At 66.0% G+C, this 23,552-nt stretch carries 22 protein-coding genes; 13 read left to right on the forward strand and 9 right to left on the reverse strand.

The window, feature by feature from the left end; all coding sequences use genetic code 11:
* Positions 1 to 5: 5 nt before the first annotated feature.
* Genes VPH47_RS09885 through VPH47_RS09895 form a run of 3 tightly spaced genes read right to left on the reverse strand, consistent with a single transcriptional unit; the run spans position 6 to position 5,220 of the window.
* Positions 6 to 1,361 carry an ABC transporter permease subunit gene (locus VPH47_RS09885; RefSeq protein ID WP_368850665.1) on the reverse strand — a complete coding sequence of 452 codons (1,356 nt, stop codon included), beginning with the start codon at positions 1,359 to 1,361 and terminating at the stop codon, positions 6 to 8.
* Complete coding sequence (locus VPH47_RS09890; protein ID WP_368850666.1) at positions 1,358 to 2,821, reverse strand: DUF3526 domain-containing protein; 1,464 nt, start codon at positions 2,819 to 2,821, stop codon at positions 1,358 to 1,360. The genes VPH47_RS09885 and VPH47_RS09890 overlap by 4 nt, the downstream gene beginning before the upstream one ends.
* Before the next feature lie 8 nt (positions 2,822 to 2,829).
* Complete coding sequence (locus tag VPH47_RS09895; RefSeq protein WP_368850667.1) at positions 2,830 to 5,220, reverse strand: TonB-dependent receptor plug domain-containing protein; 2,391 nt, start codon at positions 5,218 to 5,220, stop codon at positions 2,830 to 2,832.
* Between the two features lie 128 nt (positions 5,221 to 5,348).
* Between VPH47_RS09895 and VPH47_RS09900 the strand changes: the two genes are divergently transcribed.
* Complete coding sequence (locus tag VPH47_RS09900) at positions 5,349 to 7,001, forward strand: ABC transporter ATP-binding protein (protein ID WP_368850668.1); 1,653 nt, start codon at positions 5,349 to 5,351, stop codon at positions 6,999 to 7,001.
* 50 nt (positions 7,002 to 7,051) lie between these two features.
* Here the strand turns inward: VPH47_RS09900 and VPH47_RS09905 are convergent, their stop codons facing one another.
* A complete protein-coding gene (locus VPH47_RS09905) occupies positions 7,052 to 7,954 on the reverse strand; it encodes a LysR substrate-binding domain-containing protein (RefSeq protein WP_368850669.1) in 903 nt (300 codons plus the stop codon).
* 109 nt (positions 7,955 to 8,063) lie between these two features.
* Here VPH47_RS09905 and VPH47_RS09910 point away from each other — a divergent pair, with 109 nt between their 5' ends.
* The 5 genes from VPH47_RS09910 to VPH47_RS09930 all read left to right on the forward strand — a co-directional run bounded on the left by VPH47_RS09910 (position 8,064) and on the right by VPH47_RS09930 (position 13,493).
* On the forward strand, positions 8,064 to 9,185 hold the full coding sequence (locus VPH47_RS09910; RefSeq protein WP_368851580.1) for a 4-oxalomesaconate tautomerase: 1,122 nt from the start codon (positions 8,064 to 8,066) through the stop codon (positions 9,183 to 9,185).
* A 74-nt stretch (positions 9,186 to 9,259) separates the two neighbouring features.
* Positions 9,260 to 10,321 (forward strand): ABC transporter substrate-binding protein, encoded by a 1,062-nt coding sequence (locus VPH47_RS09915; protein ID WP_153855374.1) that lies wholly within the window; start codon positions 9,260 to 9,262, stop codon positions 10,319 to 10,321.
* Positions 10,322 to 10,335: 14 nt separating this feature from the next.
* Positions 10,336 to 11,169, forward strand: coding sequence for an ABC transporter ATP-binding protein (locus tag VPH47_RS09920; protein ID WP_180846785.1), 834 nt, complete (start codon positions 10,336 to 10,338; stop codon positions 11,167 to 11,169).
* Positions 11,153 to 11,929: an ABC transporter permease gene (locus VPH47_RS09925; RefSeq protein WP_006367989.1), complete on the forward strand. Its 777-nt coding sequence runs from the start codon at positions 11,153 to 11,155 to the stop codon at positions 11,927 to 11,929. Before VPH47_RS09920 ends, VPH47_RS09925 begins: the two co-directional genes overlap by 17 nt.
* A gap of 130 nt (positions 11,930 to 12,059) precedes the next feature.
* Positions 12,060 to 13,493, forward strand: a complete 1,434-nt coding sequence (locus tag VPH47_RS09930; protein WP_368850670.1) for an OprO/OprP family phosphate-selective porin — start codon at positions 12,060 to 12,062, stop codon at positions 13,491 to 13,493.
* A 23-nt stretch (positions 13,494 to 13,516) separates the two neighbouring features.
* Here VPH47_RS09930 and VPH47_RS09935 read toward each other — a convergent pair whose 3' ends face one another.
* Entirely contained in the window at positions 13,517 to 14,764 is a 1,248-nt protein-coding gene (locus VPH47_RS09935) for an arsenic transporter (RefSeq protein ID WP_368850671.1), read from the reverse strand.
* 244 nt (positions 14,765 to 15,008) lie between these two features.
* On the opposite strand from VPH47_RS09935, the gene VPH47_RS09940 reads away from it, so the two are divergent.
* From VPH47_RS09940 to VPH47_RS09950, 3 genes are all read left to right on the forward strand, one after another.
* Positions 15,009 to 15,221 (forward strand): hypothetical protein, encoded by a 213-nt coding sequence (locus tag VPH47_RS09940; protein ID WP_121503314.1) that lies wholly within the window; start codon positions 15,009 to 15,011, stop codon positions 15,219 to 15,221.
* 91 nt (positions 15,222 to 15,312) lie between these two features.
* Complete coding sequence (locus VPH47_RS09945; protein WP_164160391.1) at positions 15,313 to 15,768, forward strand: hypothetical protein; 456 nt, start codon at positions 15,313 to 15,315, stop codon at positions 15,766 to 15,768.
* Positions 15,769 to 15,882: 114 nt separating this feature from the next.
* Positions 15,883 to 16,911: a tetratricopeptide repeat protein gene (locus VPH47_RS09950; RefSeq protein WP_368850672.1), complete on the forward strand. Its 1,029-nt coding sequence runs from the start codon at positions 15,883 to 15,885 to the stop codon at positions 16,909 to 16,911.
* Positions 16,912 to 16,966: 55 nt separating this feature from the next.
* On the opposite strand, the gene VPH47_RS09955 is transcribed toward VPH47_RS09950, so the two are convergent.
* The 3 genes from VPH47_RS09955 to msuE are packed head-to-tail and all read right to left on the reverse strand — an operon-like array spanning position 16,967 to position 19,658.
* Positions 16,967 to 18,001 carry a methionine synthase gene (locus tag VPH47_RS09955; protein ID WP_049401536.1) on the reverse strand — a complete coding sequence of 345 codons (1,035 nt, stop codon included), beginning with the start codon at positions 17,999 to 18,001 and terminating at the stop codon, positions 16,967 to 16,969.
* Positions 18,002 to 18,040: 39 nt separating this feature from the next.
* Entirely contained in the window at positions 18,041 to 19,018 is a 978-nt protein-coding gene (locus tag VPH47_RS09960) for a DUF1852 domain-containing protein (RefSeq protein ID WP_368850673.1), read from the reverse strand.
* 58 nt (positions 19,019 to 19,076) lie between these two features.
* A complete protein-coding gene (gene msuE / locus VPH47_RS09965) occupies positions 19,077 to 19,658 on the reverse strand; it encodes an FMN reductase (RefSeq protein ID WP_368850674.1) in 582 nt (193 codons plus the stop codon).
* A gap of 145 nt (positions 19,659 to 19,803) precedes the next feature.
* On the opposite strand from msuE, the gene VPH47_RS09970 reads away from it, so the two are divergent.
* Positions 19,804 to 20,718: a LysR family transcriptional regulator gene (locus VPH47_RS09970; protein WP_368850675.1), complete on the forward strand. Its 915-nt coding sequence runs from the start codon at positions 19,804 to 19,806 to the stop codon at positions 20,716 to 20,718.
* On the forward strand, positions 20,718 to 21,587 hold the full coding sequence (locus VPH47_RS09975; protein WP_368850676.1) for a methylenetetrahydrofolate reductase: 870 nt from the start codon (positions 20,718 to 20,720) through the stop codon (positions 21,585 to 21,587). Before VPH47_RS09970 ends, VPH47_RS09975 begins: the two co-directional genes overlap by 1 nt.
* A gap of 31 nt (positions 21,588 to 21,618) precedes the next feature.
* Here VPH47_RS09975 and VPH47_RS09980 read toward each other — a convergent pair whose 3' ends face one another.
* Positions 21,619 to 21,897, reverse strand: coding sequence for a hypothetical protein (locus VPH47_RS09980; RefSeq protein WP_350259211.1), 279 nt, complete (start codon positions 21,895 to 21,897; stop codon positions 21,619 to 21,621).
* A 190-nt stretch (positions 21,898 to 22,087) separates the two neighbouring features.
* On the opposite strand from VPH47_RS09980, the gene VPH47_RS09985 reads away from it, so the two are divergent.
* Positions 22,088 to 22,921, forward strand: a complete 834-nt coding sequence (locus tag VPH47_RS09985) for a trypsin-like serine protease (RefSeq protein ID WP_368850677.1) — start codon at positions 22,088 to 22,090, stop codon at positions 22,919 to 22,921.
* 90 nt (positions 22,922 to 23,011) lie between these two features.
* Positions 23,012 to 23,539, forward strand: coding sequence for a DUF6622 family protein (locus VPH47_RS09990; protein WP_368850678.1), 528 nt, complete (start codon positions 23,012 to 23,014; stop codon positions 23,537 to 23,539).
* The last annotated feature ends 13 nt before the right edge of the window (positions 23,540 to 23,552 follow it).

A 23,552-nucleotide genomic window follows, 5' to 3' on the forward strand; every position in this document is an offset into this window, starting at 1 on the left:
TCTCCTCAGGGCGTTGCCAGCCGGCTGCGCAATGCACCGGCTGCAAGCAGGACAAGCAGGGTGGCAATGATCAACGCAGCAAGATCGGCCAGGACCCCGGGCTGGACGACGCCCACAGGCTCGCGGTACTGGAAGCGGGGCAGTGCGTCGTACTCTTCAAGGGTCTGCGGCGCGTCACGGTCCAGATAGTCCTTGTGCAACAGCCGTCGTGCCTGCCAGAAGCCGTGGACCTGATGCTGGAAGTCGAGCGCGCGGTCGGCATCCGAGCCTGCGATGCGGTCGAGCGCGTCCTGTGTCGCGACGGCCGGCAGCAGCAGCCGCACCTTGTCCAGAACCTGACGGTGTGCGGCCTCGGCCTGCGCATGCGAGGCGATCAGGCGCGCCAGCTCCCGGTCAGCTGCAACCCGATCGGCGTAGGCCTGGCGCACAGTGTCGGAGATGACGGCGGACGGCGAATTCACTGGCGCCGACGTCGCATGCTCGCGCTGCTGGCGCGTGGCGATGTCGGACTGCATCGCCTTTACTTCGGTGGCGAACTGCATCTGTGACGGCGGCGGCGCGATCAGGTTCACCGTGGCCAGCGCCAGCGACGGCGCCATGACCACGATCAGCAGCCACAGCGCGCCGGCGGCGATGGCCGCCTCGGTGGTACGCCGGGCAAGGCAGCCGATCAGCAGTGCCAGGGCCAGCCAGAAGGCGCCGTACAGCAGGACGGTCAGCGCCAGCATGGCCAGGCCTTCTGGACTGCGCGCTCCGGCCCCGATCGCCACCACCAGCAGGATGGCCAGCGCGGGCAACAGCACCACCAGGCCGCGCGCCAGGACCTTGACCACCAGCAGGCGTGTTGCCGAGACCGGCTGCGACAGCACCAGCGCCGCGATGCCGCGCTCGCGCTCACGTGACCACAGATCGTGGGTGGCCACGAGAATGACCAGCGGCAGCAGGAAGACGATGACGAAGGCGAGGTCGAACCGTCCCGCAGCCCGTGCCGCTGGATTGCCGATGTCGGCCCAGACGTGCTTGAGCAGCTGGGTCGGATCGCCCAGCGCGACCACATCGGCGGTGTAGGGGTAGGCGTCTGCCTGGCCGATCGACAGCGGTGCCATGGCGCCGGGCGCAAGCACCGGCTGTGCACGCGGCAGCACCGAGGGCGCCTTGCCGACGAATGCGCGGCTGTGCTCCTTCGTCTGCTGTTCTTCCTGCTGGATCAGGGCGATGGCCGCCTCGCGCTGGCCCACCCATGCGCGGCCGTTCCATGCAGCGTAGGTACCCAGCGCGAGCAGCAGGACAAGCAGCACCGGCAGCGCTCGATCACGCAGCAGTCGGCGGATCTCATAGCGGGCAATCGACACACCGCTCATGGCGATCTCCCCAGCTTCCGTGCGGAGATGAGCACCACCACGCAGCCCAGCATCAGCCAGGCCAGCAGAATGACGAGATTTCCGCGCTGCGCGGCAGCAGTACCGGCCAGGGTCTGTTGCGGCGGCCGGTACTGCACTGAACGGGTGATGCCGGCGATGTCGGCCACATGCTTTCCGCCCTGCGGCGCCTTGTGCAGCTTCACTTCCTGGTTGAGTGCCTGGATCAACCGATAGCGGTAGTCCTCCACGCCACGCAGGAACGCCAGATGCGCCGGGAAATCCGTGCCGGCAAAGGCGCGCGACCAGGACTGCAGCGCCAACATCGGCGAGACAAGGCCAAACAGGCGCTGGGTGGCGTCCTGCTGCTGGTAGGCGGCATGCAGGCGATCGAAGTGGCGGTTGTAGACGCGCGTCGAGTTGGCCTCGGCAAACTCCAGGGCCACGCCGCGGAAGTTCACCGGCAGGTCGTCCACGTTGTCGACCCGGTAACGCGCCATCAACGTTGCGCGCAGGGCATCGAGGCGTTTGTCGGCCGGATCGTGGCCATCCGCGCCGTTCTCCGCTTCCTCGGTCACGCTGGCCCTGAACGTCGGTGCCGAAGGGGTCGGGTACAGGGATTCGGCGATGGCAGGCGCCACCCTCGGCACCAGCAGCGTGGACACCACCCAGAAGCCCAGCAGCACGACCAGTGACGTCCGTGCGGAGCCTGCAAGCGCCGAGACCCCCACGGTCAGTGCGCAGAACACCAACAGATAGAGTACGTAGGCGGCAGCCAGTGCAAGCAGGGCTGCGAGATCCGCGGCGCCGCCGTACTGGATGGACAGCCCCGGAAGGCTGATCAGCAGCATGGCCAGCACCAGCAGCAGCGACGCAGTCGCCAGGGCAATCAGGCGCCCGCAGATCAGCACGCCCGCCGAGGCGCCGGTGCCGAGTTCCTGGCGCAGCGTCTCGCGGGCAATATCGCCAGACAGTGTCGCGAACCCGGCCAGGATGATCAGCAGCGGCGCCACCACCTGCAGCGCCCACGCTGCAGAGAAACCCTCGAAGCGGCTGAGTGCGGTACCGGCATCAACCGCGCGGTGCCGGGCCGGGTTCTGTGCGTGGCCCTCGATGAACACCGAGGTTCCCAGGTAATCCGTCAGCCCCGGGTCCAGTGCAGCCAGCGGCCGCACGGGGGCCGGAATGGCACGCCCGACATGCGCGGCACCGTGCGGGTCGATCGTGCCCTGGCTGTCCCACAACCGCGCCTCTTCCGCGCTCACGGCCTGGCGCTCCTGCGCCTGCAGGGTCAGGCGTGCGGCACCGCTCAGCACCGATGCTCCCGCAATCAGCAACAGGGCAAGGGCGAGCCACAGCACGCGCCGCTCGCGCCACATCAGCGCAAGCTGGGTTGCCGCGACAGCGAGAGCCTGCTGGATGGCCATGACGGTCCGCGACAGGGCAGGGGTATCGGCGCGCATGCGGCGGCCTACCAGCGGTGCGTCAGCGTCATGGACAGGAAGCGACCCAGCGCTGTTGCATTGGTGGGGTCATAGCCGGTGTTGATGCTGTTGACGATGAACGGCGGATCCCGGTCGAACAGGTTCTGCACGTTGAACGCAAGCGATGTGCCACGCTGCGTATCTGCCGATGGGCCGAAGTGATAGGCGAGATTCAGATCGACGGTCGTCCAGGAGCTGACGTGCGGCCGCGCGACATTGGCAGGGTCGCGATAACTGTCCACGAAGTTCACGAAGAGCCCGCCCGCTGCCTGCTGCCGGCTGAGCATGATGCCGCCGCGCATCTTGAGATCCACGGGGTAGTACACCGCGTTCACCGCATCCACCTCGGGCGAGGTACTGGTCACGCGCCGCTTCGATTCGATGATGTACTGCCCGGCCAGGTTCACCGCGATGTGGGTCTGGCCGGCATCGAAGGCATAGGACCCACTGAAGTCCACACCCCGCTGCCGGGTAAAGGCGTTGTTGCGGAAGCGGTTGTCGAGGATCACCTGGCTGTTGCTCTCATCCATTCCAGCCGGCAGCGCGTATGGCCCCACGCGTGAGACAAACAGGCCCAGGCCCGAGATGCCCAGCTGGCGCGCCTGCTGGATCTGCTGTTGCGTGGGATTGGTGGTCAGGATGTCTGCGTAGGGCGCGGTGGACTGCTGGAACAGCGACGGGAAGCTGCCGCCGAAGCCACTGCCGATGCGGTCGGCGTATTCGATGTGGTAGTAGTTGGCGTCGATCTTGAGGCCGGGTATGGACGGCGGCGCGAACGAGAAGCCGCCGGTCCAGGTCTTGGCACGCTCAGGCCCCAGATCCGGGTTGCCATTGGACAGCATCATCAGGATCGTGTTGCCACCGGGCGCGCCTGGGTTGGGCACGTTCGCCACCACCACGGTGTTGTTCAGCTGCATGTCCTGGTACACCGGCGCCCGGTAGGAGCGGCCGTAGCTGGTACGGAACGAAAGCCCCTGGGTCGCCTCCCACAGCAGGCCGAACTTGGGATTCAGCGTGGAACCGAAATCGCTGTAGTCGTCATAGCGCGCTGCTGCGGTCAGTGACAGGCTGCGCACGCCCGGCAGATCCTTCAGCAGCGGAACGTTGAGCTCGGCAAAAGCGGACCTCACGGTACGCTGCAGGTCGAGCGGCTTTTCCAGGCCGCGGTGATCGACCAGTTCATAGCCGTCGCGGCGGTAGCCCGCACCGAATGCCGCGCGGACCCCACCGGCGGGCAGGCTGAACAGCTCGCCGTCGGCGACCAGGTCCAGGTAACGCGATTCGGAGTTGGTATTCGTGGGCGGCGCGGTACTGGCCGAGCTGCCAGTGATGGTGGTGCGCTGATAGGACACATCGCTCCTGCCGAACCCCGAATCCAGGCGCGCCTGCCACCCGCGTGGAAGATCCAGGGTGAGTCCGGCGAACAGGTCGAACTGCCGCGTGTGCGGGAACAACCGGGTTTCGTCGGCGGTGCCGGAAATGGTGGTGTCCATCTCGCGCTTGGCGAACGAGCCGGTCACGTTCAGGGTCAGCACATCGCTGAGCTGCTGCACACCGTCCACATACAGGCTGTGACGCTTGGATCCCGGGTAGAGGTCATACGGCTTGACCCGCACGTTCTTCGAAAAGTCCTTGTCCACTGCCGGCAGGTTGCTCTGCTTGAGGAACTCATAGCTGGCCAGCACATGGCCGCCATTCCATGACCAGCCTGCCGACTGCGATGCCTGGTACTCCTCCATGCTGCCGGCGGTGACAGCGCCGTAGCGCACAGCCGTCTCGTACCCGGTGAAGTCGCGGCGCAGGATGATGTTGACCACGCCGCCGACCGCATCGGTGCCGTAGATGGCCGAGGCACCATCGGTGAGGATTTCCACGCGCTCGACGGCACTGAGCGGAATCAGCGAGACATCCACGTACTGGTAGCGGTTCGATGAGGTCACGCGATGGCCGTTGATCAGGGTCAACGTGGTGCCGGTTCCCAGCCCGCGCAGATTGAGGGCGGTGCCCTGGCCGAAGTTGTTGCCGGTATCGCGGTCGACGCCGAGATTGGCGACGTTGGCACCATTGGCGCCACCACCGAAGTTCTGCGGCAGCTTCTCGAACAGCTGCTGCACGGTGGCCACGCCGGTGCGGTCGATGGCCTCCTTGTCGATCACGATCACCGGCGATGCACCGCCGCCAACGGCATCGCGGATGTTGCTGCCGACCACCAGCACCTTGTCCAGGGTGGCGGTCGGCGCCTCGGGCGGTGTGACCTGTGCTTTCGCGCCGCGGTCATTGCGGGGGTTCTGGGCCAGTGCGGGCAGGCTGGCCAGCAAGCCTGCAGCGATGCTGATCGCCAGGCGCGCGCGCGCCATGGCAGTGGATGCGTTCGTCATTCCCCGGTCCATCGATCTCATTGGAGTGTGGCCTGCGGCAGGGTCACGCCGCTCCTGAATGGCGATGTTATATCATATCATTCAGGCGAGCGACGGAGAGGGGCCGACCCCATGCTGGAACGAGGCCGATGACGAAGAACGCCGTTCCGCCCCCCGTGGCGGAGATTCTGGGTGCGTACTGGAAGACTGATCGTCGGCTGTTGCTGCTGATCGCCAGCAGTGTCGTGCTGTCCAGCCTGGCCACTGTTGCGGCGCCCTATCTGTTCTCGCGCCTGATCGACCGTCTGCCCAGCGACGGGGTCGGCGCCCTCGCGGGCGGCTTCCTGCTGTATGCGGTCATGCTTGGCGCTGGCAGCGCCCTGCAGAACACCGTGCAGTACCTGTCGTTCCTCAGTGGCGAGAACCTTGGCTTCATCACCAGCACCCGCTACTTCACCCGCCTGCTGAAAAAGACCAACAGTTTCTTCCTGGACCACAACGCGGCCGAGCTGCAGGTGGCTGGCGAAAAAGGCCGCGGGGCGCTGAAGATCGTCGTGCAGCTGGGATTGGTGGTCTTCATTCCCAGTGCGCTGCAGATTGTGCTGACCCTGGTCACGCTGGGGGCGCTGATCAATCTGCAGGTGGTGTTGATCGTGCTGGTCTACGGCGCAGTGGCTGTCGCCCTTTCCGCGATTGCCACCCGGCGTGCGCGGATCCATCGCGAAGCCGCGGTCGAGGCCGGGCAGCAGAACGCCCGCTTCGTCGGCAATGCCATGAATGCGATGGAGACATTGCGGCAGTTCGGTGGCAGCGCCTGGATGGTGCAGCGCTTCGAGCAGAAGGCCCAGGAGGTGCGCGACAGCTGGCGTGCCTATGTACTGCAGCGCATCGGCTTCATCGCGCTGCTGGGCGCCGGCCTGGCGGTCGAGTTCATCGTCACCTTCCAGCTGTTGCTGCCGCGCTACCAGAGCGGCGCGCTCAGCATCGGTGACATCGTGCTGTTCAACCTGCTGCTGCTCCAGCTCAACATGCCATTCGAGATGATCGCCCGCTCGATCGACGACGTCGCGCGCTCCTGGAGCATGCTGGGCCCGCTTTCAACGCTGTGGGCGGCGCCCGAGGAGCAGCAGGTGGCCGATGCCCAGCGCTTCGCCGGGGAAGGCGGCCGCCTGGAGTTCCAGCAGGTCAGCCACCGCTATGGCAATGGGCGCGGGGTGAGCGATGTGTCCTTCGAGGCCGAACGTGGCGGCATCAATTTCCTGATCGGGCCGACCGGGGCAGGGAAGTCGACGCTGTTCAAGCTGGCCCTGAAGTCGATCGATCCCCAGCGTGGCCGGATCCTGGTCGATGGTGTTGACCTGTCCCGGATCGACCGTGCGGCGTGGCATGCCGCCGTCGCGGTGGTTCCGCAGGATGTCATCCTGCTCAACGAAAGCCTGGCCGACAACATCCTGCTGGGGCGCGCGCGTGATGATGATCGGCTGCGGCATGCAGCACGCAAGGCTGCGATCCTGCCGTTGATTGAAGTACTGCCCGAGGGGCTGGAAACCACGGTGGGCGAGCGCGGCCTGAAGTTGTCCGGTGGTGAGCGCCAGCGCATCGCGATCGCCCGTGCCCTGTATGGCGAACCGGCCATCCTGTTCCTGGACGAGGCCAGCTCCGCGCTGGATGAGGCCACTGAACGCGAGATCATGGACCACATCCGCGCACTGGCGAATGACGTAACCGTCGTGGCCATCACCCATCGGCGCGGCATCGTGAGCCCGGCTGACCGGGTGATCGAGCTGGAGAGTGATCGCTGAGCCAGCGGCGGCATGCGGGCCTCCTGCAGGTTCAAGGGCCGCCGTCGTGCTCAGGCATCACCGCGCCACTGGCTCATCAACATCTGCAGGAACCGCTCGGCAGTGGGCGAGAGCAGGGCGCCCCGCCGGCGCACGATGCCGATCGTGCGCGACACCACCGGGTTGCCGATCGAACGTGTCACCAGACTCGGATGATCACCATCGGGCGTGGCCATCTTCGGCAGCACCGATACGCCGATACCTGCCTCGACCATGCCCAGCGACGTGGACAGGTGCGTCACTTCGTAGTGCCAGCTGAGCTTGAGGTTCTCACGCGCCAACGCACCATCCAGCAGCGTGCGGTTGCCGCTGGTGCGGTGCACGGTGATCAGCTGGTGCCCGGCCAGATCCGCCCATTCCACTTTGCGCTTGCGTGCCAGGGGATGATCGCGCCGACATGCCAGCACGAATGGATCTTCAGCGAGCACGTCGAAATCAAGATTGGGATCGTTGGCGCCCATGAAGTTGATGCCGAACTCGACTTCGCCACGCTCGACCGCCTGCAGGCCTTCGGTGGCCGGAATGTCCAGGATGCGGAAGCGCACATTCGGATGCGCCTCATGGAAGCGCGCCATCACGCTGGGCAGGAAGTAGAACGCTGCCGTCGGCAGGCAGGCGATGGTCACCGTCGCGCCGCGGGTGTCTTCGCGGCCGCGCAGTGAGAACAGCGAGCCATCGAACTCTTCCAGCATGCGCCGCACCAGCGGCAACAGGTTCTCGCCCACCGCCGTCGTGCTGACGCTGCGCGTGGTGCGCTCCAGCAACGGTGACCCCACGGCCTGTTCGAGTTTCTGGATGCGTCGGCTGAGCGCCGGCTGGGAGACATGCAGGATCTCGGCGGCGCGATGGAAGCTGCGGGTCTCGGACACCAGCAGGAACGCGCGTAGATCCAGGATTTCGCAATTGATGCTCATTGGGTATCAATCATCCAAAAATCAGCAATTCACAGATCAATTGGCGTCATGCCAGTATCGAATCACAGATGGGTCATTCATCCCCTATACGCATCAATCTAGCACACGTATGTCCAACGATCTGCTCAGCATTCCCTGCGTACTCATGCGCGGCGGCACCTCCAAAGGCCCCTTCTTCCTGGCCAGCGACCTGCCTGCGGACATCGCCGAGCGCGATCGCCTGCTGCTGGAAGTGATGGGGTCGGGTCATCCGCTGCAGATCGACGGCATCGGTGGTGGCAACGCGCTTACCAGCAAGGTCGCCATCATCGACCGTTCCAACCGGCCCGAGGCCGACGTGGACTACCTGTTCGCCCAGGTGCGGGTGGAGCAGCAGGTGGTGGATACCTCCCCGAACTGCGGCAATATGCTGGCCGCCGTGGGTCCGTACGCCATCGAGCGTGGACTGGTGCAGGCGCAGGACCCGCAGACGCAGGTGCGCATCCACAACGTCAATACCGGCAAGTTGATCATCGCCACAGTGGAAACGCCTGGCGGCACCGTGGTGTATCGGGGTGACACGCGCATTGCCGGCGCGCCGGGCTCGGCCTCGCCGGTGCGGCTGTCGTTCCTTGACGCGGCAGGTGCCCGTACCGGCAAGCTGCTGCCCAGCGGCAATGCTGCGGAAACCATTGACGGCGTGGCGGTCAGCCTGGTGGATTGCGCGATGCCGATGATGCTGGTGCGCGCCGAAGACCTGGGGGTGCGCGGTGATGCTTCGCCGGTTGAGCTGAATGCGAACAGCGCCCTGCTGGCGCGACTGGAGGCGCTGCGCATCGAGGCGGGGACCCGCATGGGCATCGCCGATGCCGGCAACAAGGTCATCCCGAAGCCGGTGCTGCTGTCGGCACCGCAGCATGGGGGCGATATGCAGGTGCGCTATTTCATGCCGCACCAATGCCATACCGCATTGGCGATCACCGGCGCGGTTGGCCTGGCCACGGCGGCGGTCACCCCAGGCACGCTGGCCCACACTTTGGTCGGATGCGTGCAGTTGCCCGGCAGCATTACCCTCGAACATCCGAGCGGGGCCCTGGAGGTGGGCCTCAGTCGCAGTTCGGGCGACACGCCAGTGGTTGCCAGCGTGGTGCGTACCGCACGCCGCCTGTTTGAGGGCCGTGTATTTGCGACTACGCCGGCATCTGCCGTGGCCAGTTCCACCCAAGCCCGCCAATGGACGTCAGCGGCATGATCTGAACGCGGTCGGCCGGCGCAGGCGCGCCTGTCTGCCATTACAACGTAGATGCTTCACTCCTGGGAGGGATGATGTACAAGCAGTTCTTCATGGCCGCGCTGTGCGCGGCGGGCCTGGCCGCGGCCGGGTGCAGCAAGCCCGACGGCGATGCAGCTGGCACGTCCGCACGCAGCAGCGAAGGTGCCCCGGTGCGTATCAGCGTCGGCTCCTACAACCTCAACAACCTGCCGTTCTTCATCGCCGACGCCAAGGGCTATTTCAAGGACGTCGGCCTCGAAGTGAAGACCGAGAACTTCGCCCAGGGTGGCTCCAAGGTGCTGCAGGCACTCGTGGCCAACTCCACCGACGTGGCGGTCGGCTTCTACGACCACACCATCCAGATGCAGGCCAAGGGCAAGGACGTGGTCGCCTTCGTGCTGCTCTCGCGCAACTCCGGCCTGGTGATGGCGGGGCGCGAGAATGCAACCTTCGATCCAGCACGCCCGGAGACCATCAAGGGCCAGAAGGTGGGCATCACCGCACCCGGCTCGTCGTCGGACTTCTTCGTTCGCCATTTCCTGGCGCAACACGATATTCCGGTCGACAGCATCTCGCTGATCGGCGTCGGCTCCGGCGCCGCAGCGGTTGCCGCACTGGAGCAGGGCAAGATCGACCTGCTGGTGAACTACGACCCTGCCGCCACCCTGATCACCGAGCGCAAGGTCGGCAGGATCATCATCGATGCACGTAGCGACGACGGTGCCCGCCAGGTCTATGGCGGCCTGTATCCGACCTCGGTGATGTATGCCAACCAGAGCTTCCTCGACAAGCGCCCCGAGGCGGCGGAGAAGATCGCCCGCGCCGAGCAGATGGCACTGAAGTTCATCGCCGACAGCAGCGCCGAGGACATCGTTGCGGCACTGCCGGACAGCTACGTGTCTGGCGACCGTGCCACCTATGCACGCGCCGTGGAGAATGCGCGCGCGATCTTCACCCGCGATGGCCGTTTCACCCCCGCCGACCTGGAAACACCGCTGAAGGTACTGCGCGAGTTCAACACGGATGTGGCCAGCGCCAACATCGATCTCTCCAGGACCTACACCAATGCCTTCGTCGAGCGTGCCAACGCTGCGGCGCCGGCAACCCAACCGTAAGCGGAGGTAATCCCATGGCCCTCAATGCCACCGTGCGCCAGTTCAACGGCGCGCCACAGCTGGAGCCTGCACAGACCATGGTCGCCATCAACAAGGTGACCATGTCCTTCGGTGAATTCACCGCCGTCCGTGATGTCGACATCCGGGTGGGCAATGGCGAGTTCCTCGCCATTGTCGGGCCCACCGGCTGCGGCAAGAGCACCATCCTCAATTCCGTGGCCGGCCTGTTGAAGCCTTCTTGCGGGCAGGTCAGCATCGACGGCCGCGCGGTCAGCGGCGTGCAGGAATCGGTGGGCTACCTGTTCCAGCAGGATGCACTGCTGCCGTGGAAGACCGCATTCCAGAACGTCGAGCTGGGCCTGCGCTTCCGCGGTGTCGCCGAAGCCGAACGCAAGGCCAAGGCCAATGCCTGGCTGGCCAAGGTTGGCCTGACCGGATTCGAGCATCGCTATCCGCACCAGCTGTCCGGTGGCCAGCGCAAGCGCGTGCAGATGGCGCAGGCACTGATCGTGGAGCCGAAGGTGATCCTGATGGATGAACCGTTCTCGGCACTGGACATCCACACCCGCCACCTGATGCAGAACGAGCTGCTGCGCCTGTGGCAGGAGGATCGGCGCTCGGTGATCCTGATTACCCACGACCTCGAAGAAGCCATTGCCCTGGGGGACCGCGTGGTGGTGCTGTCGTCCGGGCCGGCCAGCCGGGTCGTGCGCAGCTTCGATGTGGATCTGGAGCGCCCGCGCAACGTCGCAGAGATCAAGCTGGATGACCGTTTCACTGACCTGTACCGCGACATCTGGGCCTGCCTGCGCGGTGAAGTGGAGAAGAGCTATGCACGCCAAGACTGACAAGTTCATCCAACTGGCCCTGGTGGTCGCCGTGTTCGGTGGCTGGGAGGGCGGCATCGCGCTCGGCGTGATCGATCCGTTCTTCTTCCCGTCGCCAACGGCGATCGTGCAGCAGGCCTGGACCTGGCTGTCCGACACCTCGTTCTACCAGCATGTCTACATCACCCTGACCGAGACCGCGCTGGGCTACATCATCGGCACCGGGCTGGGTGTGGCCGGCGGTGTTTGGCTGGGCCTGAGCCGGCGCTCGGCACGCATCCTGGATCCCTTCATCAAGGGCTTCAATGCGATCCCGCGCGTGGTGCTGGCGCCGATCTTCGTGCTGTGGCTGGGCCTTGGTCTGTGGTCAAAGGTCGCACTGGCCGTAACCCTGGTGTTCTTCACCACGTTCTTCAACGCCATGCAGGGCGTGCGCGAGGTCAATCCGGTGGTGCTGGCCAATGCGCGCATCCTTGGTGCCGGACGCAGCGACCTGTTGCGCCACGTGTACTTCCCGGCGGCCGCCAGCTGGATCCTGTCCTCGCTGCGCACATCGGTCGGCTTCGCCGTCGTCGGCGCCATCATCGGCGAGTACCTCGGTGCTTCGGCCGGCCTCGGCTACCTGATCGCTCAGGCCGAGGGCAACTTCAATGCCGTAGGTGTGTTTGCCGGCATCATCATCCTGGCCGCCTTCGTGCTGGTCATCGACGCACTGCTGGACGTGGTCGAGAACAAGCTGATCACCTGGCGTCCCAACGCCCAGGCACAGGCCACCAGCTGAGCACGACCGCCTGAGCCTGCCTGTCGCGCCGCCGGCCTGATCCGGCGGCGCGCACCTCCCCGTCATTCCCCCGCATCACCGCAACAGGCCAGCGCCAGGCCAGGGGGCCGGCTGGCCGGAGAGAGAGCCCATGAAACACTCCAGTGTGCTGCCACGCGCAGCGCTATCGGTCGCGCTCGGCCTGCTGCTGGCCAGCGGCCCTGCAGGTGCACAGGCCGTGTCATCCCCGCCGGTGCCCCTCAGCCAGGCAGAACTGTCACGCCTGGTGCAGCAGCAGGCACTGCAGATCCAACAGCTGGAAGCGCGCCTGCGGGCAGTGGAGGGCGAACAGGGCATTGCGGCCATGCGGCCCGCCCCGCCCGAGCCTGCAGTGGAGGCGCGGGTCGCCGCACTGGAGTCCAGCCAGTCCAGGCTGCCCAAGGTGTCGTGGTCCAAGGGCGCCCCGGAATTCAGCAGTGCTGACGGCACTGTGGCTTTCCGCCCACGTGGACGCCTGTTCGTCGATGCCTCCAGTACCGACGGCGCCACCGTGGGCGATCGCAACATTTCCGGTACCGAGATCCGTTCGGTGCGACTGGGTGCGGAAGGGCGCTACGGCATCCTCGGCTGGGCGGTGGAGGGCGACTTCGCCGACAACGCAGTGGCTTGGAAGTCGGTCTATGCCACGCTGGATCACACCTTGTTCGGGTTGCCAGCCGACCTCACCGTCGGCAACCGCCTCAACGACCGCGGCATCGACGGCTCCAGCAGCACATCCAACACGCCGTTCCAGGACCGCAACGTCGTGGGCACGTTGATGCTGCCGCAACGCGGCCTGTTCGGCGTGGGCCTGACTGAACGTGTTTACGGCAAGGGTTGGCATGCCAGCCTGTCGGTGGCCGGCAATGACCTCAACAATGCAGGCACCGACAACGACAGCCAGACCTGGGCCACGCGCGTGCACTGGAATCCCGTGGCCAGCGACCGCGCCACCGTGCACCTGGGCGCCTGGGCCTTCCACGAGGAGATCGCCGCAGGCGCGAGTGGCGTCGTTCGCAGTTCGGCCATCGCAGGGCACTTCAACGACCTGGTGAAGATCGCGCCGGGCACCTTGTCGGGGGCTGATCGCAGCACCGCCTACGGCGCAGAGCTTGCCGGCTTCTTTGGCCCGGCCTGGGCGACCGGCGAATGGGGCACGCGCAACCTGCGCGGCGCCGACGCCAGCGGCCGTTACGATCTGGACCATCAGGCCTGGGCGATCTCGGCCGGCTGGTTCCTGGCCGGTGCGATGCCGGCCTATTCGGGCAAGACCGGTACATGGGGCCGGGTGAAGGTGGCCGATCCGGTCACCCGCGGCGGTGCCGGCGCGTGGGAGTTGAAGGGCCGCTATGAGGACGTGGACTATGCCGAGCTGCCCACTGGTGGAACGGGGCATGCGTGGACGCTGGGCGCGAACTGGTATCTCAACGATTTCAGCCGCGTGATGTTCGAAGCGATCCGCTGGCAGACCCACAATCGCAGTGGCACCGGGCAGGGCAGGGACGAGGGGACCACCTTCAATACCCGCCTGCAGGTGGCCTTCTAGCATCTGCGTGCCGCTTGCGTCGATCAGAGCAGCAACAGCGCCCCGATCAGCGCAGGCGGCATCACCAGCGCGCCGACGCGCAGGAAGTCGAGCGCGCTGACATGCTCGCCCTCGCGGCGCAGCGCCACCAGCCACAGCATCGTGGCCAATGAGCCTGTCACCGACAGGTTGGGGCCCAGGTCCACGCCGACCAGCAATGCGGCGCGGGTCTGTGCCGGCAGATCGGCCATCTGGCCCAGCGAGCCTGCGGCGAGGCCGACCGGCAGATTGTTGGCCACGTTGCTCAGCAATGCCGCCGCGCCACCGGCCAGCCAGCTGGCCTGGTGTGGGGAAGTCTGCGCAACGGCCTGCAGCGCGCTGGCCGCCGTCTGGATGACACCGGTCTGGGCCACTGCTTCCACCAGCACGAACAGGCCGGCCACCAGCGGCAGCACGCCCCAGGACACATGGCGCAGCAGCGGCAACGGACTGCGCCGCTGGCGCATCGCCACTACTGCCACACTCAGCGTGCCTGCGCAGAACGTGGCCAGGCCGAGCGGGCCATTCAGTGCGGACGTCACCAGCAGCACGGTGCCGGTGAACAACACGCCCAGCGCGCTCAGCCGGCCACCTTCGGTCAGCGGGCGATGCTCCGGCGCCGCCACCAGCGGCTGCGCGATCTCGCGCCGATGCACCCAGCGCAGCACCAGATAGGTGGCACCGATCGCGGCCAGTGACGGCAACGCGAACTGCGCCAGCCACTGCATCAAGGGGGGCATGTGCTGGCCGTACACCACCAGGTTGGCCGGGTTGGAAATGGGCAGCACGAAGCTGGCCGCATTGGCGATGAAGGCGCAGACGAACAGATAGGGCAGGGGGTTGGCGCGGGCGGCCTTGCAGGCGGCGTAGACCGCCGGGGTCAACACCACCGCCGTGGCATCGTTGGAAAGGAACACAGTCACCAGCGTGCCGACCAGGAACACCAGGTCGAACAGGCGTCGTCCCGAGCCTCCCGCATGACGGACCGCGTACAACGCCAGCCAGTCGAACAGGCCTTCGCGCCGGGCCAGCTCGGCCAGCACCATCATGCCGACCAGGAACAGATAGACATCGCGGCCCTCGGCCACCGCGTGCAAGGTCGTGCCGAACGACACCGCTCCCAGCAGTGGAAGCAGAAGAGCAGCCCCCAGTGCCCACACGTACTCCGGAATGCGGAATGGCCGGAACAGCAGGCCGAGGGTCGCCACGGTCACGGCCGCCCAGATGAGGAAAGAGGAGCAGGAAGCGAGCATCGGGCGGGGTGTCTCAGTGGCGCCGACGCGTACCTCAACAGGACGCGCCCGCTGCAATCACGGTGGTTCGGGGAAGGCGGCATCATACCCTGCGAGCCGCACCTGGGCTGTAGCGCCGAGCCCAGGCTCGGCTGTTTGCCGCGTGCCGCTGGCACGCACGCTCCGCAAACGTTTTCTTCGGGCGTTCTTCACCACCACCCCGCATAAGGTGGGAGCCATTCAAGGCGTTGCGGTGGACTCAACGATGTTCGAATACCAGGACTGGACCTTCAACGCCAATGGCCGAACCCTGGTGGCCCGGGTGGAACTGGATGGCGACGGCGGCGGCACCATCAACCGTTACCGGCTGTCCCCCGGGCCTGCCCAGTCCGGGCTGTGCATCAAGGTGGCCTCGCAGGAGGAAGCCGCCAAGAGGCTCGAAACCGAGGTGGAGAAACTGCTCGGCCCAGAGTGGTAAAGAGGGCTTCACTGCGGCAGAAGCGTTGTGAGGTTGCCAGCGCCACTCCGCAATCTCAGTCCATGCGACGGCCGACCGTATTCTTCCGGCCATGCATTCGCCCTCCAGCCCTCCCGATTTCATGACGACCCGCCGGCCCTCCGGCTGGGTGCAGAGCGGTGACCGCTGGGACCTGTGGTGGAACGGCCGCTGCGTGGCCAACGTCGTGCCGCATGCCGTGCTCGGTGTCCGCCTGTTCCTCGACGCGCGGAAAATGTCACAGACCAAGGTGGTGGCTGCCGCGAATGCGCGGCAGGCCAAGCGCTACGCCGAACGCTGGTGCGCCGCCCGGCTCTGCCCGCAGTTGCGGCTGCGCGATGCGGTGGCGCGGCTGCTGGATGCCGGTACTCCACCACCTTCCGCGCTCACGCGGGAGCAGCGGCAGCAGGCCCGCCGCCTGGCCGAGGCCGGGTCGCGTGAGATGGGCCGGATCAAGGAGGCGCTGGCGCTGAGACGGACCCCTGCGATGTCGCGAGCGCAGGAGCAGGCACGCCCGCTACCCAGATAGAACCTCGGCCACGTGGTCCTGCGCGCACCTATAATGCCGCCCCCAGCCTCGATCACTTGCTGATCGAGGCACCTGCCGGGTCTACCTGCGGCATCCATCTGGAGTTGATCAAGAATGCAGACGTTCACGGAAGAATGGATTGGCGCCCTGCGGCGCGTTGCACTCTGTGCGGGGCTGGCTGCCCTGGCCTGCAGCACGCCGGCACTTGGCAATGACAACGCAGCGGAGCGGGATCGCGTGATGGCTGCGGCGAAGGCCGGCAACGCGGAAGCCCAGAATGAACTTGGAGACAGGTATCTGCGCGGCGCAGGCGTCGACAGGGACGCAGCGAAGGCAGCGGACTGGTACCGCAAGGCGGCCGATCAGGGCTATGCGCCGGCACAGTCCATGCTGGGTGTGCTGTATCTGCGAGGCAATGGCGTGCCGAAGGATCCCGCTCAGGCCCTGCACTGGGTACGCAAGGCTGCCGATCAGGGCAATGCGGACGCACAGTCCGATCTCGGGATCATGTACCTGCAGGGCCTGGGCCCGCAGCAGGATGATGCCCAAGCTGTCCTGTGGCTCCGCCAAGCCGCTGAGCTCGGCTCGCCCGCCGGGCAGTACAGCCTTGCCAATCTCTATCAGAAGGGACGCGCCGGCCTCACGAAAGACGAGGCCCAGGCCATGCAGTGGTATGCCAGGGCAGCCGTGCAGGAGCTCGGCCTAGCGGGAGTCAAGGAGGCCCGTCTGGAGCTGTGCCTGAATCGCAAGGAGAACGAGGTGTGGTGTGCCGAGATGGACACGCCCGGCGCGTTTGGCCCGCTTGAAGCATTCACAGCGGCTGCCGATGGCGGTGATGTGGAGGCGCAGACCAGGCTCGCCCTGATGTATGCCAAGGGTATCAGCGTAGAGAAGGATGAGGCCCGATCCGCCGACCTCTATCGCAAGGCGGCAATGGCGGGCTACGCGCCTGCACAGGCCGAGCTGGGATACCTGTACTCCATCGGGCGTGGGGTGCCCAAGGACCAGGATGAGGATATCTACTGGACCTGTGAGGCTGCAGCGCAGGGAAACCGCAGGGCGATCCGCAATCTGGCCATCAAGCAGACCTACGATCTGTTCGATCCGAAGCAGTGCCCCGAGCGGCGCGCGCGCAAGCGCTGAGTGCAGATGCGTCCGGACCCCGCACAGAGGTCCGGACGCAGATCGCTTGCAGCGGTTACGCCGAGAGCTCCTCGCGCACGATCCTGGCCCCTTCGCTGAGCGCACGCAGCTTGCCCCGTGCCACGTCACGGGCCAGCGGCGCCATGCCGCAGTTGGTGCTCGGGTAGAGCTTGTCGGCATCCACGAACTGCAGCGCCTTGCGCAGGGTGTTGGCCACTTCCTCGGCCGTCTCCACCGTGCTGGAGGCCACGTCGATGGCGCCCACCATCACCTTCTTGCCGCGCACCAGCTCGATCAGATCGATCGGCACGTGCGAGTTGTGGCATTCCAGCGAGATGATGTCGAGGTTGGAGGTCTGCAGCTTCGGGAACGACTCTTCATACTGGCGCCATTCCGAGCCCAGCGTCTGCTTCCAGTCGGTGTTGGCCTTGATGCCGTAGCCGTAGCAGATATGCACGGCAGTCTCGCACTTCAGTCCTTCGATCGCACGCTCCAGTGCGGCCACGCCCCAGTCGTTCACTTCGTCGAAGAACACGTTGAAGGCGGGCTCATCGAACTGGATGATGTCGACGCCAGCGGCTTCCAGCTCCTTCGCTTCCTCGTTGAGGATCTTCGCGAACTCCCAGGCCAGCTTCTCGCGGCTCTTGTAATGCGCGTCGTACAGGGTGTCGATCATGGTCATCGGGCCGGGCAGGGCCCACTTGATCGGTTGCGTGGTCTGCCGGCGCAGGAACTTCGCATCCTCCACGAACACCGGCTTGGGCCGGCTCACGGCGCCGACCACGGTCGGCACGCTGGCGTCGTAGCGGTTGCGGATGCGCACGGTTTCGCGCTTCTCGAAGTCGACGCCGCTGAGATGCTCGATGAAGGTGGTGACGAAGTGCTGCCGGGTCTGCTCACCGTCGCTGACGATATCGATGCCGGCGTGCTGCTGTTCCTGCAGGGACAGGCGCAGGGCATCCTGCTTGCCTTCGGTCAGGCCTTCATCCTGCAGCTTCCAGGGTGACCAGAGCTTTTCGGGCTCTGCCAGCCAGGAGGGCTTTGGCAGGCTGCCGGCGGTGGAGGTGGGGAGCAGTTTCTTCGTCGACATTGCGTCTTGTGTCCTGGGGGCGAATGGGAAATCGATGGATCAGCGGGCAGCCCACTGTTCAAGCACGGCGCGATACGGCTTGATGAAGTGCTCTTCGGTGAACCGACCCTGCTTGACCGCCAGCTGGCTGCGCTCTTCGCGGTCGTAGACGATGCGGGTGGAGGAGTAGTCCTGGTGCTTCAGGCTGGGCTGGTAGACCTTGCCGGCCACGGAGTTGGCGTTGTAGATCTCCGGGCGATAGATCTTCTGGAAGGCCTCCATCGTGCTGATGGTGCCGATCAGTTCCAGGTTCGAGTAGTCGCCCAGCAGGTCGCCGCGGAAATAGAAGGCCAGCGGCGCAACGCTGCCCGGCGGCATGAAATAGCGCACCTGCAGGCCCATCTTGTCGAAGTACTGGTCGGTGGGGGAGAACTCGCCTTGCCGGTACTCCACGCCCAGGATGGGATGGTGGTTCTCGGTGCGGTGGTAGGTCTTGCTGCTGGAAACGCTGATGCAGATCACCGGCGCCTTGCTGAAATTGGCGCGGTAGGCGTCCGATTCCAGGAAGTGCTGGAACAGTTTGCCGTGAAGATCACCGAAGCCTTCCGGAATGCCGAAGGTCGCCTTGCCCTCGTTGCTGGCCGGCAGTACCACGCTGAAATCGTAGTCACGCACATAGGACGAGAAGTTGTTGCCGACGATGCCCTCGGTGCGAGCGCCGGTACGCGTGTCGACAATGGTCGGGCGCAACACCTCGATCAGCGGGAACGGATCGCTGCCATCGGCGCCATCGATGTGCATCTCCACCGAGATGATGTCCAGCTCAACGGCGTAACGGTCCGCGCTCGGGTTGTCCCAGTGCGCCAGGTCGTTGAAGCGGTTGTTGATCATGCTGATCGTGTTGCGCAGGTTTTCCTGGCGGGATGCGCCACGGGCCAGGTTGGCGAAGTTGGTGGTGATGCGCGTGCCGTCAGCGGGCTGGTAGTCCTCGTTGAAGGGGATGCGCGTGATGCTGAAAGTGAAGGTGTCGGTCGTCATGGGCGGCGTTCCGGGTTGCGGGGGTGACATCCGAGTGCAGGTCGCTGGCATTCGGCATTCAGAGGACTGCAGCGGCCTCGGCGGCAGCGGGCGCTGCACGATGGGACAGCGCAAGCAGAGGCAGCGCCCGCTGCACCGCCAGCCGTGCACGCTGGATCAGGGCGTCGTTGTGCACGCGGCCCTCGGCGAAATCGCGGTCGGTGGCGTACACGCCCAGGGGCAGGGTGCGGGCCTGGAAGAAACTGAAGAGTGGCCGCAGCTGGTGGTCGATCACCAGCGCGTGGCGCTCACTGCCGCCGGTGGCGGCGAGCAGGATCGGGGTGTCGACCAGTGCGTCCTGGTGGATGAAATCGAAGAAGTGCTTGAACAGGCCGGTGTACGAGCCGCGGTAGACCGGCGTGACCACCACCAGCACGTCCGCCTGTTCAACGGCCACCAGCTGCTGCTCCACGCTGGCAGGCAGTTGCGAGCGCCACAGCGCACCGGCCAGTTGCGGCGCCAGCTCGCCCAGCTCGATCAGGTGCGGTTCGCAGGCAACGTCCTCGCCGATCAGGTCCAGCAGGTGCTCGGCCAGGGTTGCAGCCCTGGAGGGGCGCTGCAGTCCGCCGGAAACGGCGACGATACGGAGGGGGCGGGTCATCTGTTCGCTTTCAGCAGGGGAGGGAGCTCCTTCGGGCGAGGTGACCGGGCTGGCAGGCAACCGAAGGCATGACCCGATCCTAGCCATGCCCTTCCATGACGTAAAATGGTATTACTTCACCAATCCATGAGCGGGATTCATCGTCATGCTGGAACGGATCCACCTCAGCATCGTGCAGCAGGTCGAGCAGCAGGGCTCGTTGACCGCCGCCGCGGGCGTACTCAACCTGACCCAGTCTGCCCTGAGCCACAGCATGAAGAAGCTGGAACAGCAGCTGGGCACCGATGTCTGGCTGCGCGAAGGCCGCAGCCTGCGCCTGACCCAGGCCGGGCAGTACCTGCTGGCGGTGGCCAATCGCGTGCTGCCGCAGCTGGACCTGGCCGAGGAGCGGCTGGGCCAGTTCGCACAGGGCGAGCGCGGTGCACTGCGCATCGGCATGGAATGCCATCCCTGCTACCAGTGGCTGCTGAAGATCGTCTCGCCGTACCTGGCCGCCTGGCCGGACGTGGATGTGGACGTCAAGCAGAAGTTCCAGTTTGGTGGCATCGGCGCGCTGTTCGGCTACGAGATCGACCTGCTGGTCACGCCCGATCCACTGCTGAAGCCGGGCCTGAAGTTCGTGCCCGTGTTCGACTACGAGCAGGTGCTGGTGGTGGCCAGGAGCCACGCCCTGGCCAAGGTGGATCACGTAAAGCCACGCCAGCTCGGCCAGGAAGTGCTGATCAGCTACCCGGTGCCGTTCGAGCGCCTGGACATCTACAACCAGTTCCTGCTGCCGGCCGGCATCACGCCGCGGCGCCACAAGGCCATTGAAACCACCGACATCATGATGCAGATGGTGGCCAGCGGCCGCGGCGTGGCCGCCATGCCGCGCTGGCTGGTGGAAGAGTACGCCGCGCGCATGGACGTGGTGCCGGTGCGCCTGGGGGCGAAGGGCATTCCCAAGCAGATCTACCTGGGGGCGCGTGAGGCCGATACCGGCATCGACTATCTGCAGGCCTTCGTCGAACTGGCCCGGAACAGCACGCCGATCGCCGGCAATGCAGGCGGAGCCCGTTGATGCCCGCACGCGCGCCTGATCGGGCGGAAGCCTTCATCAACGCGTTTTCTCTGGAAGTGAGCGCGAAGGCCACGCAGGCACTGCGCGCGGAAGCGGATCGCATCGCTCCGGGAACGACGATCTCGATCCCTTACCTGGCGAGCGAGGACGACGACGCCCGGCTGGCGGCCGCGCGCACGGTGCGCGAACTCGGCTTCGAGCCGATGCCGCATCTCTCTGCCCGCCGCATCGGGTCGCGTGCGGCGCTTGCGCGGTTCTTGGAACGCGCCGCCAGCGAGGCCGGCGTCGAGCAGTGCCTGCTGATCGCCGGTGACCTGGCCACGCCTGCCGGGCCGTTTGCTGACAGCATTTCGATCATCGAGACCGGCCTTCTTGAGCGTTACAGCATCAAGGTTGTGGCCATCGGCGGGCATCCGGAAGGCCATCCGGCGATGACCGCCGAGGATCGGTGGCGCGTGTTGGAACGCAAATGCCAGGCCATCGAAGCGCAGGGCATGGCGCCGTTGATCATCACCCAGTTCGCCTTTGATGCCGATATCGTGCTGGCCTGGCTGGACGCGCTGCGCGCCCGTGGCATCACGGTTCCGGTACTGGTGGGCGTGCCGGGCCCGGCCAGCATTGCGCGGCTGGCCCGCTACGCCGCGATGTGCGGCGTGGGTGCCAGTGCATCGATGCTGGCGCGGTACGGCATCTCGATCGGCCGGCTGCTGGGAACGGCGGGGCCGGAGGTGTTCGTGGATCGCCTGCTGAGTGGGCTGACGGATGCCCACGGCGCGGTCAGCCCGCACTTCTTCCCCTTCGGCGGCATTGCGCCATCACTGGACTGGATCGAGCGGTACCGGCGGCGCGCACTGGCCGCCAGCGACTGATGCCATATTGATGATCGCGCTGCTGGGCCCGTCAGCCTGGCAGTTCGCACTTCATCCTGCCGTCCACGTAGTACGGCTTGGGCACGTTCGGGTTCTCGCTGGTCTTCTCGAAGACCACCTCGAACGAAGCCGCATCGGGCGAGCCCTTGCGGTCGGTGCACGCGTCCTGCAGTTTCTTCTTGACCGCCGCGATGCCCGCATCGCGATTGGCGCCGTCGGCGCTGTTGGTCAGGTTCACGGTCTCGGCGGAGGCGAGGGGGCTCAGTGCCAACAGGCAGCCGGTCAACATCAGGGTGTGCAGTCTGGTCATGCCGCGTACCTCATGGGTCTCCAATGAGGCTCCAGCATAGAGCGGGGCTGTTAACGGCCTGTGGCCGCCCCGGCTTCGGGGCAGGTTCACCCGCATTCGTCGTCGAACACGGGAGTCTGGTCGGATGCCTCCCCTTGGCCCGGCGTGTTCGGCTAGGCTGCAACGACTGACCGCAAGGATGAAGGCACCCATGATGCGCTGGCTGTTCCTCGCGCTTGCCGCGCTGCCGCTTGCTGCCGGGGCCGTAGTCATCCGCCACGACGTGGACGATGCCCGTTACCGGATCGAGGGATCAGAATTTCCCGCCCTGGCCGACATGCCGGGTGAAGGGCAGGGTGTTCTGATCGCCCCGCAGTGGGTGCTGACCGCAGCGCATGCCGCACCGATGGAGGGTATGGGGCAGACCATCGCCATCAACGGCAAGGACTACGGCGTGGAACGTGTGGTCGTGCATCCGGGCTACAGGCGAATGCCGGAAGCCTTGGGCAAGGAAGCACTGGCCACGGGGAGCCCGGCGAAGATCCATGCGTTCCTGGCCAGATCGGATGACATTGCGCTGATCAGGCTCACGGCCCCCGTGAACGATGTGCAGCCCGTGCCGCTCTATCGCGGCAGTGCCGAGGTCACGCAGGTCGCCGCCTTGATCGGAAAGGGCGCCACTGGCAATGGTGCGATTGGACTGGTGCCGGGCGGGCCGCATCGCACATCGCTGCGGCGCGCATACAACACCATTACCGGTGGCAATGATCGCTATCTCTGGTATCGGTTCGATGCCCCGCCACAGGGGCTTCCACTGGAAGGCGTATTGGGCAACGGCGACAGTGGCGGCCCGCTGGTCATCGGCGAACACGGCGCGTGGCAGCTGGTGGGGCTGGGCTCGTGGATCAGCGCCGTCCCCGAGCATGCCCTTGAAGCCGGCTTCTATGGCCAGGTGGTGCACAACGTGCGGGTATCGCGCTATGTGGGCTGGATCGAGAGCGTCCTGGGTGCGCCCGACTACCGCCCCGTAACACCCGAAGACTGACAGCTGTCACTGGCCGCGGGCCGCGTGATTGCCAATAGTGAGCGCCATGGCGAGGACACCTCGCTACCACTCATCACAAGGGGACCGCTCGTGAACATGCTCCAGCAGATCGTCTCGCAGACACCCGCGTGGGTCTGGCTTCTCCTGGCGTTCCTGGTCACGCGCGGCATTGCCGCGATGAAGCCGGGCGAAACGTCACTGCAGAAACTGGCCGTCGTGCCTGCGCTGTTCACCGTATGGGGCGCCTGGTCGATCAGCCATCGCTACGGAGTGTCCTGGAGCGCCTGGGGCGAGTGGCTGGCCGGCATCGGCACCGGCGCGGCACTGGGGTGGCTGCTGCTGGGCCACGTGAAGCTGACCCTGGATGGCGCCACCGGAAAGCTCTGGCGCAACGCGGACTACAGCGTATTGCCGCTGCTGCTGGTCACGTTCCTGGTGAAGTACGGTTTCGAAGTTGCATTCGCGGTGTCACCGTCATTGATCGCCAATGCCGGCGCCAGTGCGGCCTACCTGCTGCTTGCCGGTGGATTCACCGGCCTCTTCATCGGCAAGTACTGCCGCTATCTGGCCTCGCTGCGACGGGACGCAGCGGGGAGGGGGCTGGGGGTCGCAGGCTGAGCCTCACCCCGGC

Source organism: Stenotrophomonas sp. WED208 (assembly GCF_040984485.1).
Classification (GTDB): Bacteria; Pseudomonadota; Gammaproteobacteria; order Xanthomonadales; family Xanthomonadaceae; genus Stenotrophomonas; species Stenotrophomonas riyadhensis.

Bases quoted from the DNA above. Each gene is read 5' to 3' on its own strand.
- VPH47_RS09885 (WP_368850665.1), bottom strand. From the start codon at position 1,361: ATGAGCGGTGTGTCGATTGCCCGCTATGAGATCCGCCGACTGCTGCGT.
- VPH47_RS09890 (WP_368850666.1), bottom strand. From the start codon at position 2,821: ATGCGCGCCGATACCCCTGCCCTGTCGCGGACCGTCATGGCCATCCAG.
- VPH47_RS09895 (WP_368850667.1), bottom strand. From the start codon at position 5,220: ATGACGAACGCATCCACTGCCATGGCGCGCGCGCGCCTGGCGATCAGC.
- VPH47_RS09900 (WP_368850668.1), top strand. From the start codon at position 5,349: ATGACGAAGAACGCCGTTCCGCCCCCCGTGGCGGAGATTCTGGGTGCG.
- VPH47_RS09905 (WP_368850669.1), bottom strand. From the start codon at position 7,954: ATGAGCATCAATTGCGAAATCCTGGATCTACGCGCGTTCCTGCTGGTG.
- VPH47_RS09910 (WP_368851580.1), top strand. From the start codon at position 8,064: ATGTCCAACGATCTGCTCAGCATTCCCTGCGTACTCATGCGCGGCGGC.
- VPH47_RS09915 (WP_153855374.1), top strand. From the start codon at position 9,260: ATGTACAAGCAGTTCTTCATGGCCGCGCTGTGCGCGGCGGGCCTGGCC.
- VPH47_RS09920 (WP_180846785.1), top strand. From the start codon at position 10,336: ATGGCCCTCAATGCCACCGTGCGCCAGTTCAACGGCGCGCCACAGCTG.
- VPH47_RS09925 (WP_006367989.1), top strand. From the start codon at position 11,153: ATGCACGCCAAGACTGACAAGTTCATCCAACTGGCCCTGGTGGTCGCC.
- VPH47_RS09930 (WP_368850670.1), top strand. From the start codon at position 12,060: ATGAAACACTCCAGTGTGCTGCCACGCGCAGCGCTATCGGTCGCGCTC.
- VPH47_RS09935 (WP_368850671.1), bottom strand. From the start codon at position 14,764: ATGCTCGCTTCCTGCTCCTCTTTCCTCATCTGGGCGGCCGTGACCGTG.
- VPH47_RS09940 (WP_121503314.1), top strand. From the start codon at position 15,009: ATGTTCGAATACCAGGACTGGACCTTCAACGCCAATGGCCGAACCCTG.
- VPH47_RS09945 (WP_164160391.1), top strand. From the start codon at position 15,313: ATGCATTCGCCCTCCAGCCCTCCCGATTTCATGACGACCCGCCGGCCC.
- VPH47_RS09950 (WP_368850672.1), top strand. From the start codon at position 15,883: ATGCAGACGTTCACGGAAGAATGGATTGGCGCCCTGCGGCGCGTTGCA.
- VPH47_RS09955 (WP_049401536.1), bottom strand. From the start codon at position 18,001: ATGTCGACGAAGAAACTGCTCCCCACCTCCACCGCCGGCAGCCTGCCA.
- VPH47_RS09960 (WP_368850673.1), bottom strand. From the start codon at position 19,018: ATGACGACCGACACCTTCACTTTCAGCATCACGCGCATCCCCTTCAAC.
- msuE (WP_368850674.1), bottom strand. From the start codon at position 19,658: ATGACCCGCCCCCTCCGTATCGTCGCCGTTTCCGGCGGACTGCAGCGC.
- VPH47_RS09970 (WP_368850675.1), top strand. From the start codon at position 19,804: ATGCTGGAACGGATCCACCTCAGCATCGTGCAGCAGGTCGAGCAGCAG.
- VPH47_RS09975 (WP_368850676.1), top strand. From the start codon at position 20,718: ATGCCCGCACGCGCGCCTGATCGGGCGGAAGCCTTCATCAACGCGTTT.
- VPH47_RS09980 (WP_350259211.1), bottom strand. From the start codon at position 21,897: ATGACCAGACTGCACACCCTGATGTTGACCGGCTGCCTGTTGGCACTG.
- VPH47_RS09985 (WP_368850677.1), top strand. From the start codon at position 22,088: ATGATGCGCTGGCTGTTCCTCGCGCTTGCCGCGCTGCCGCTTGCTGCC.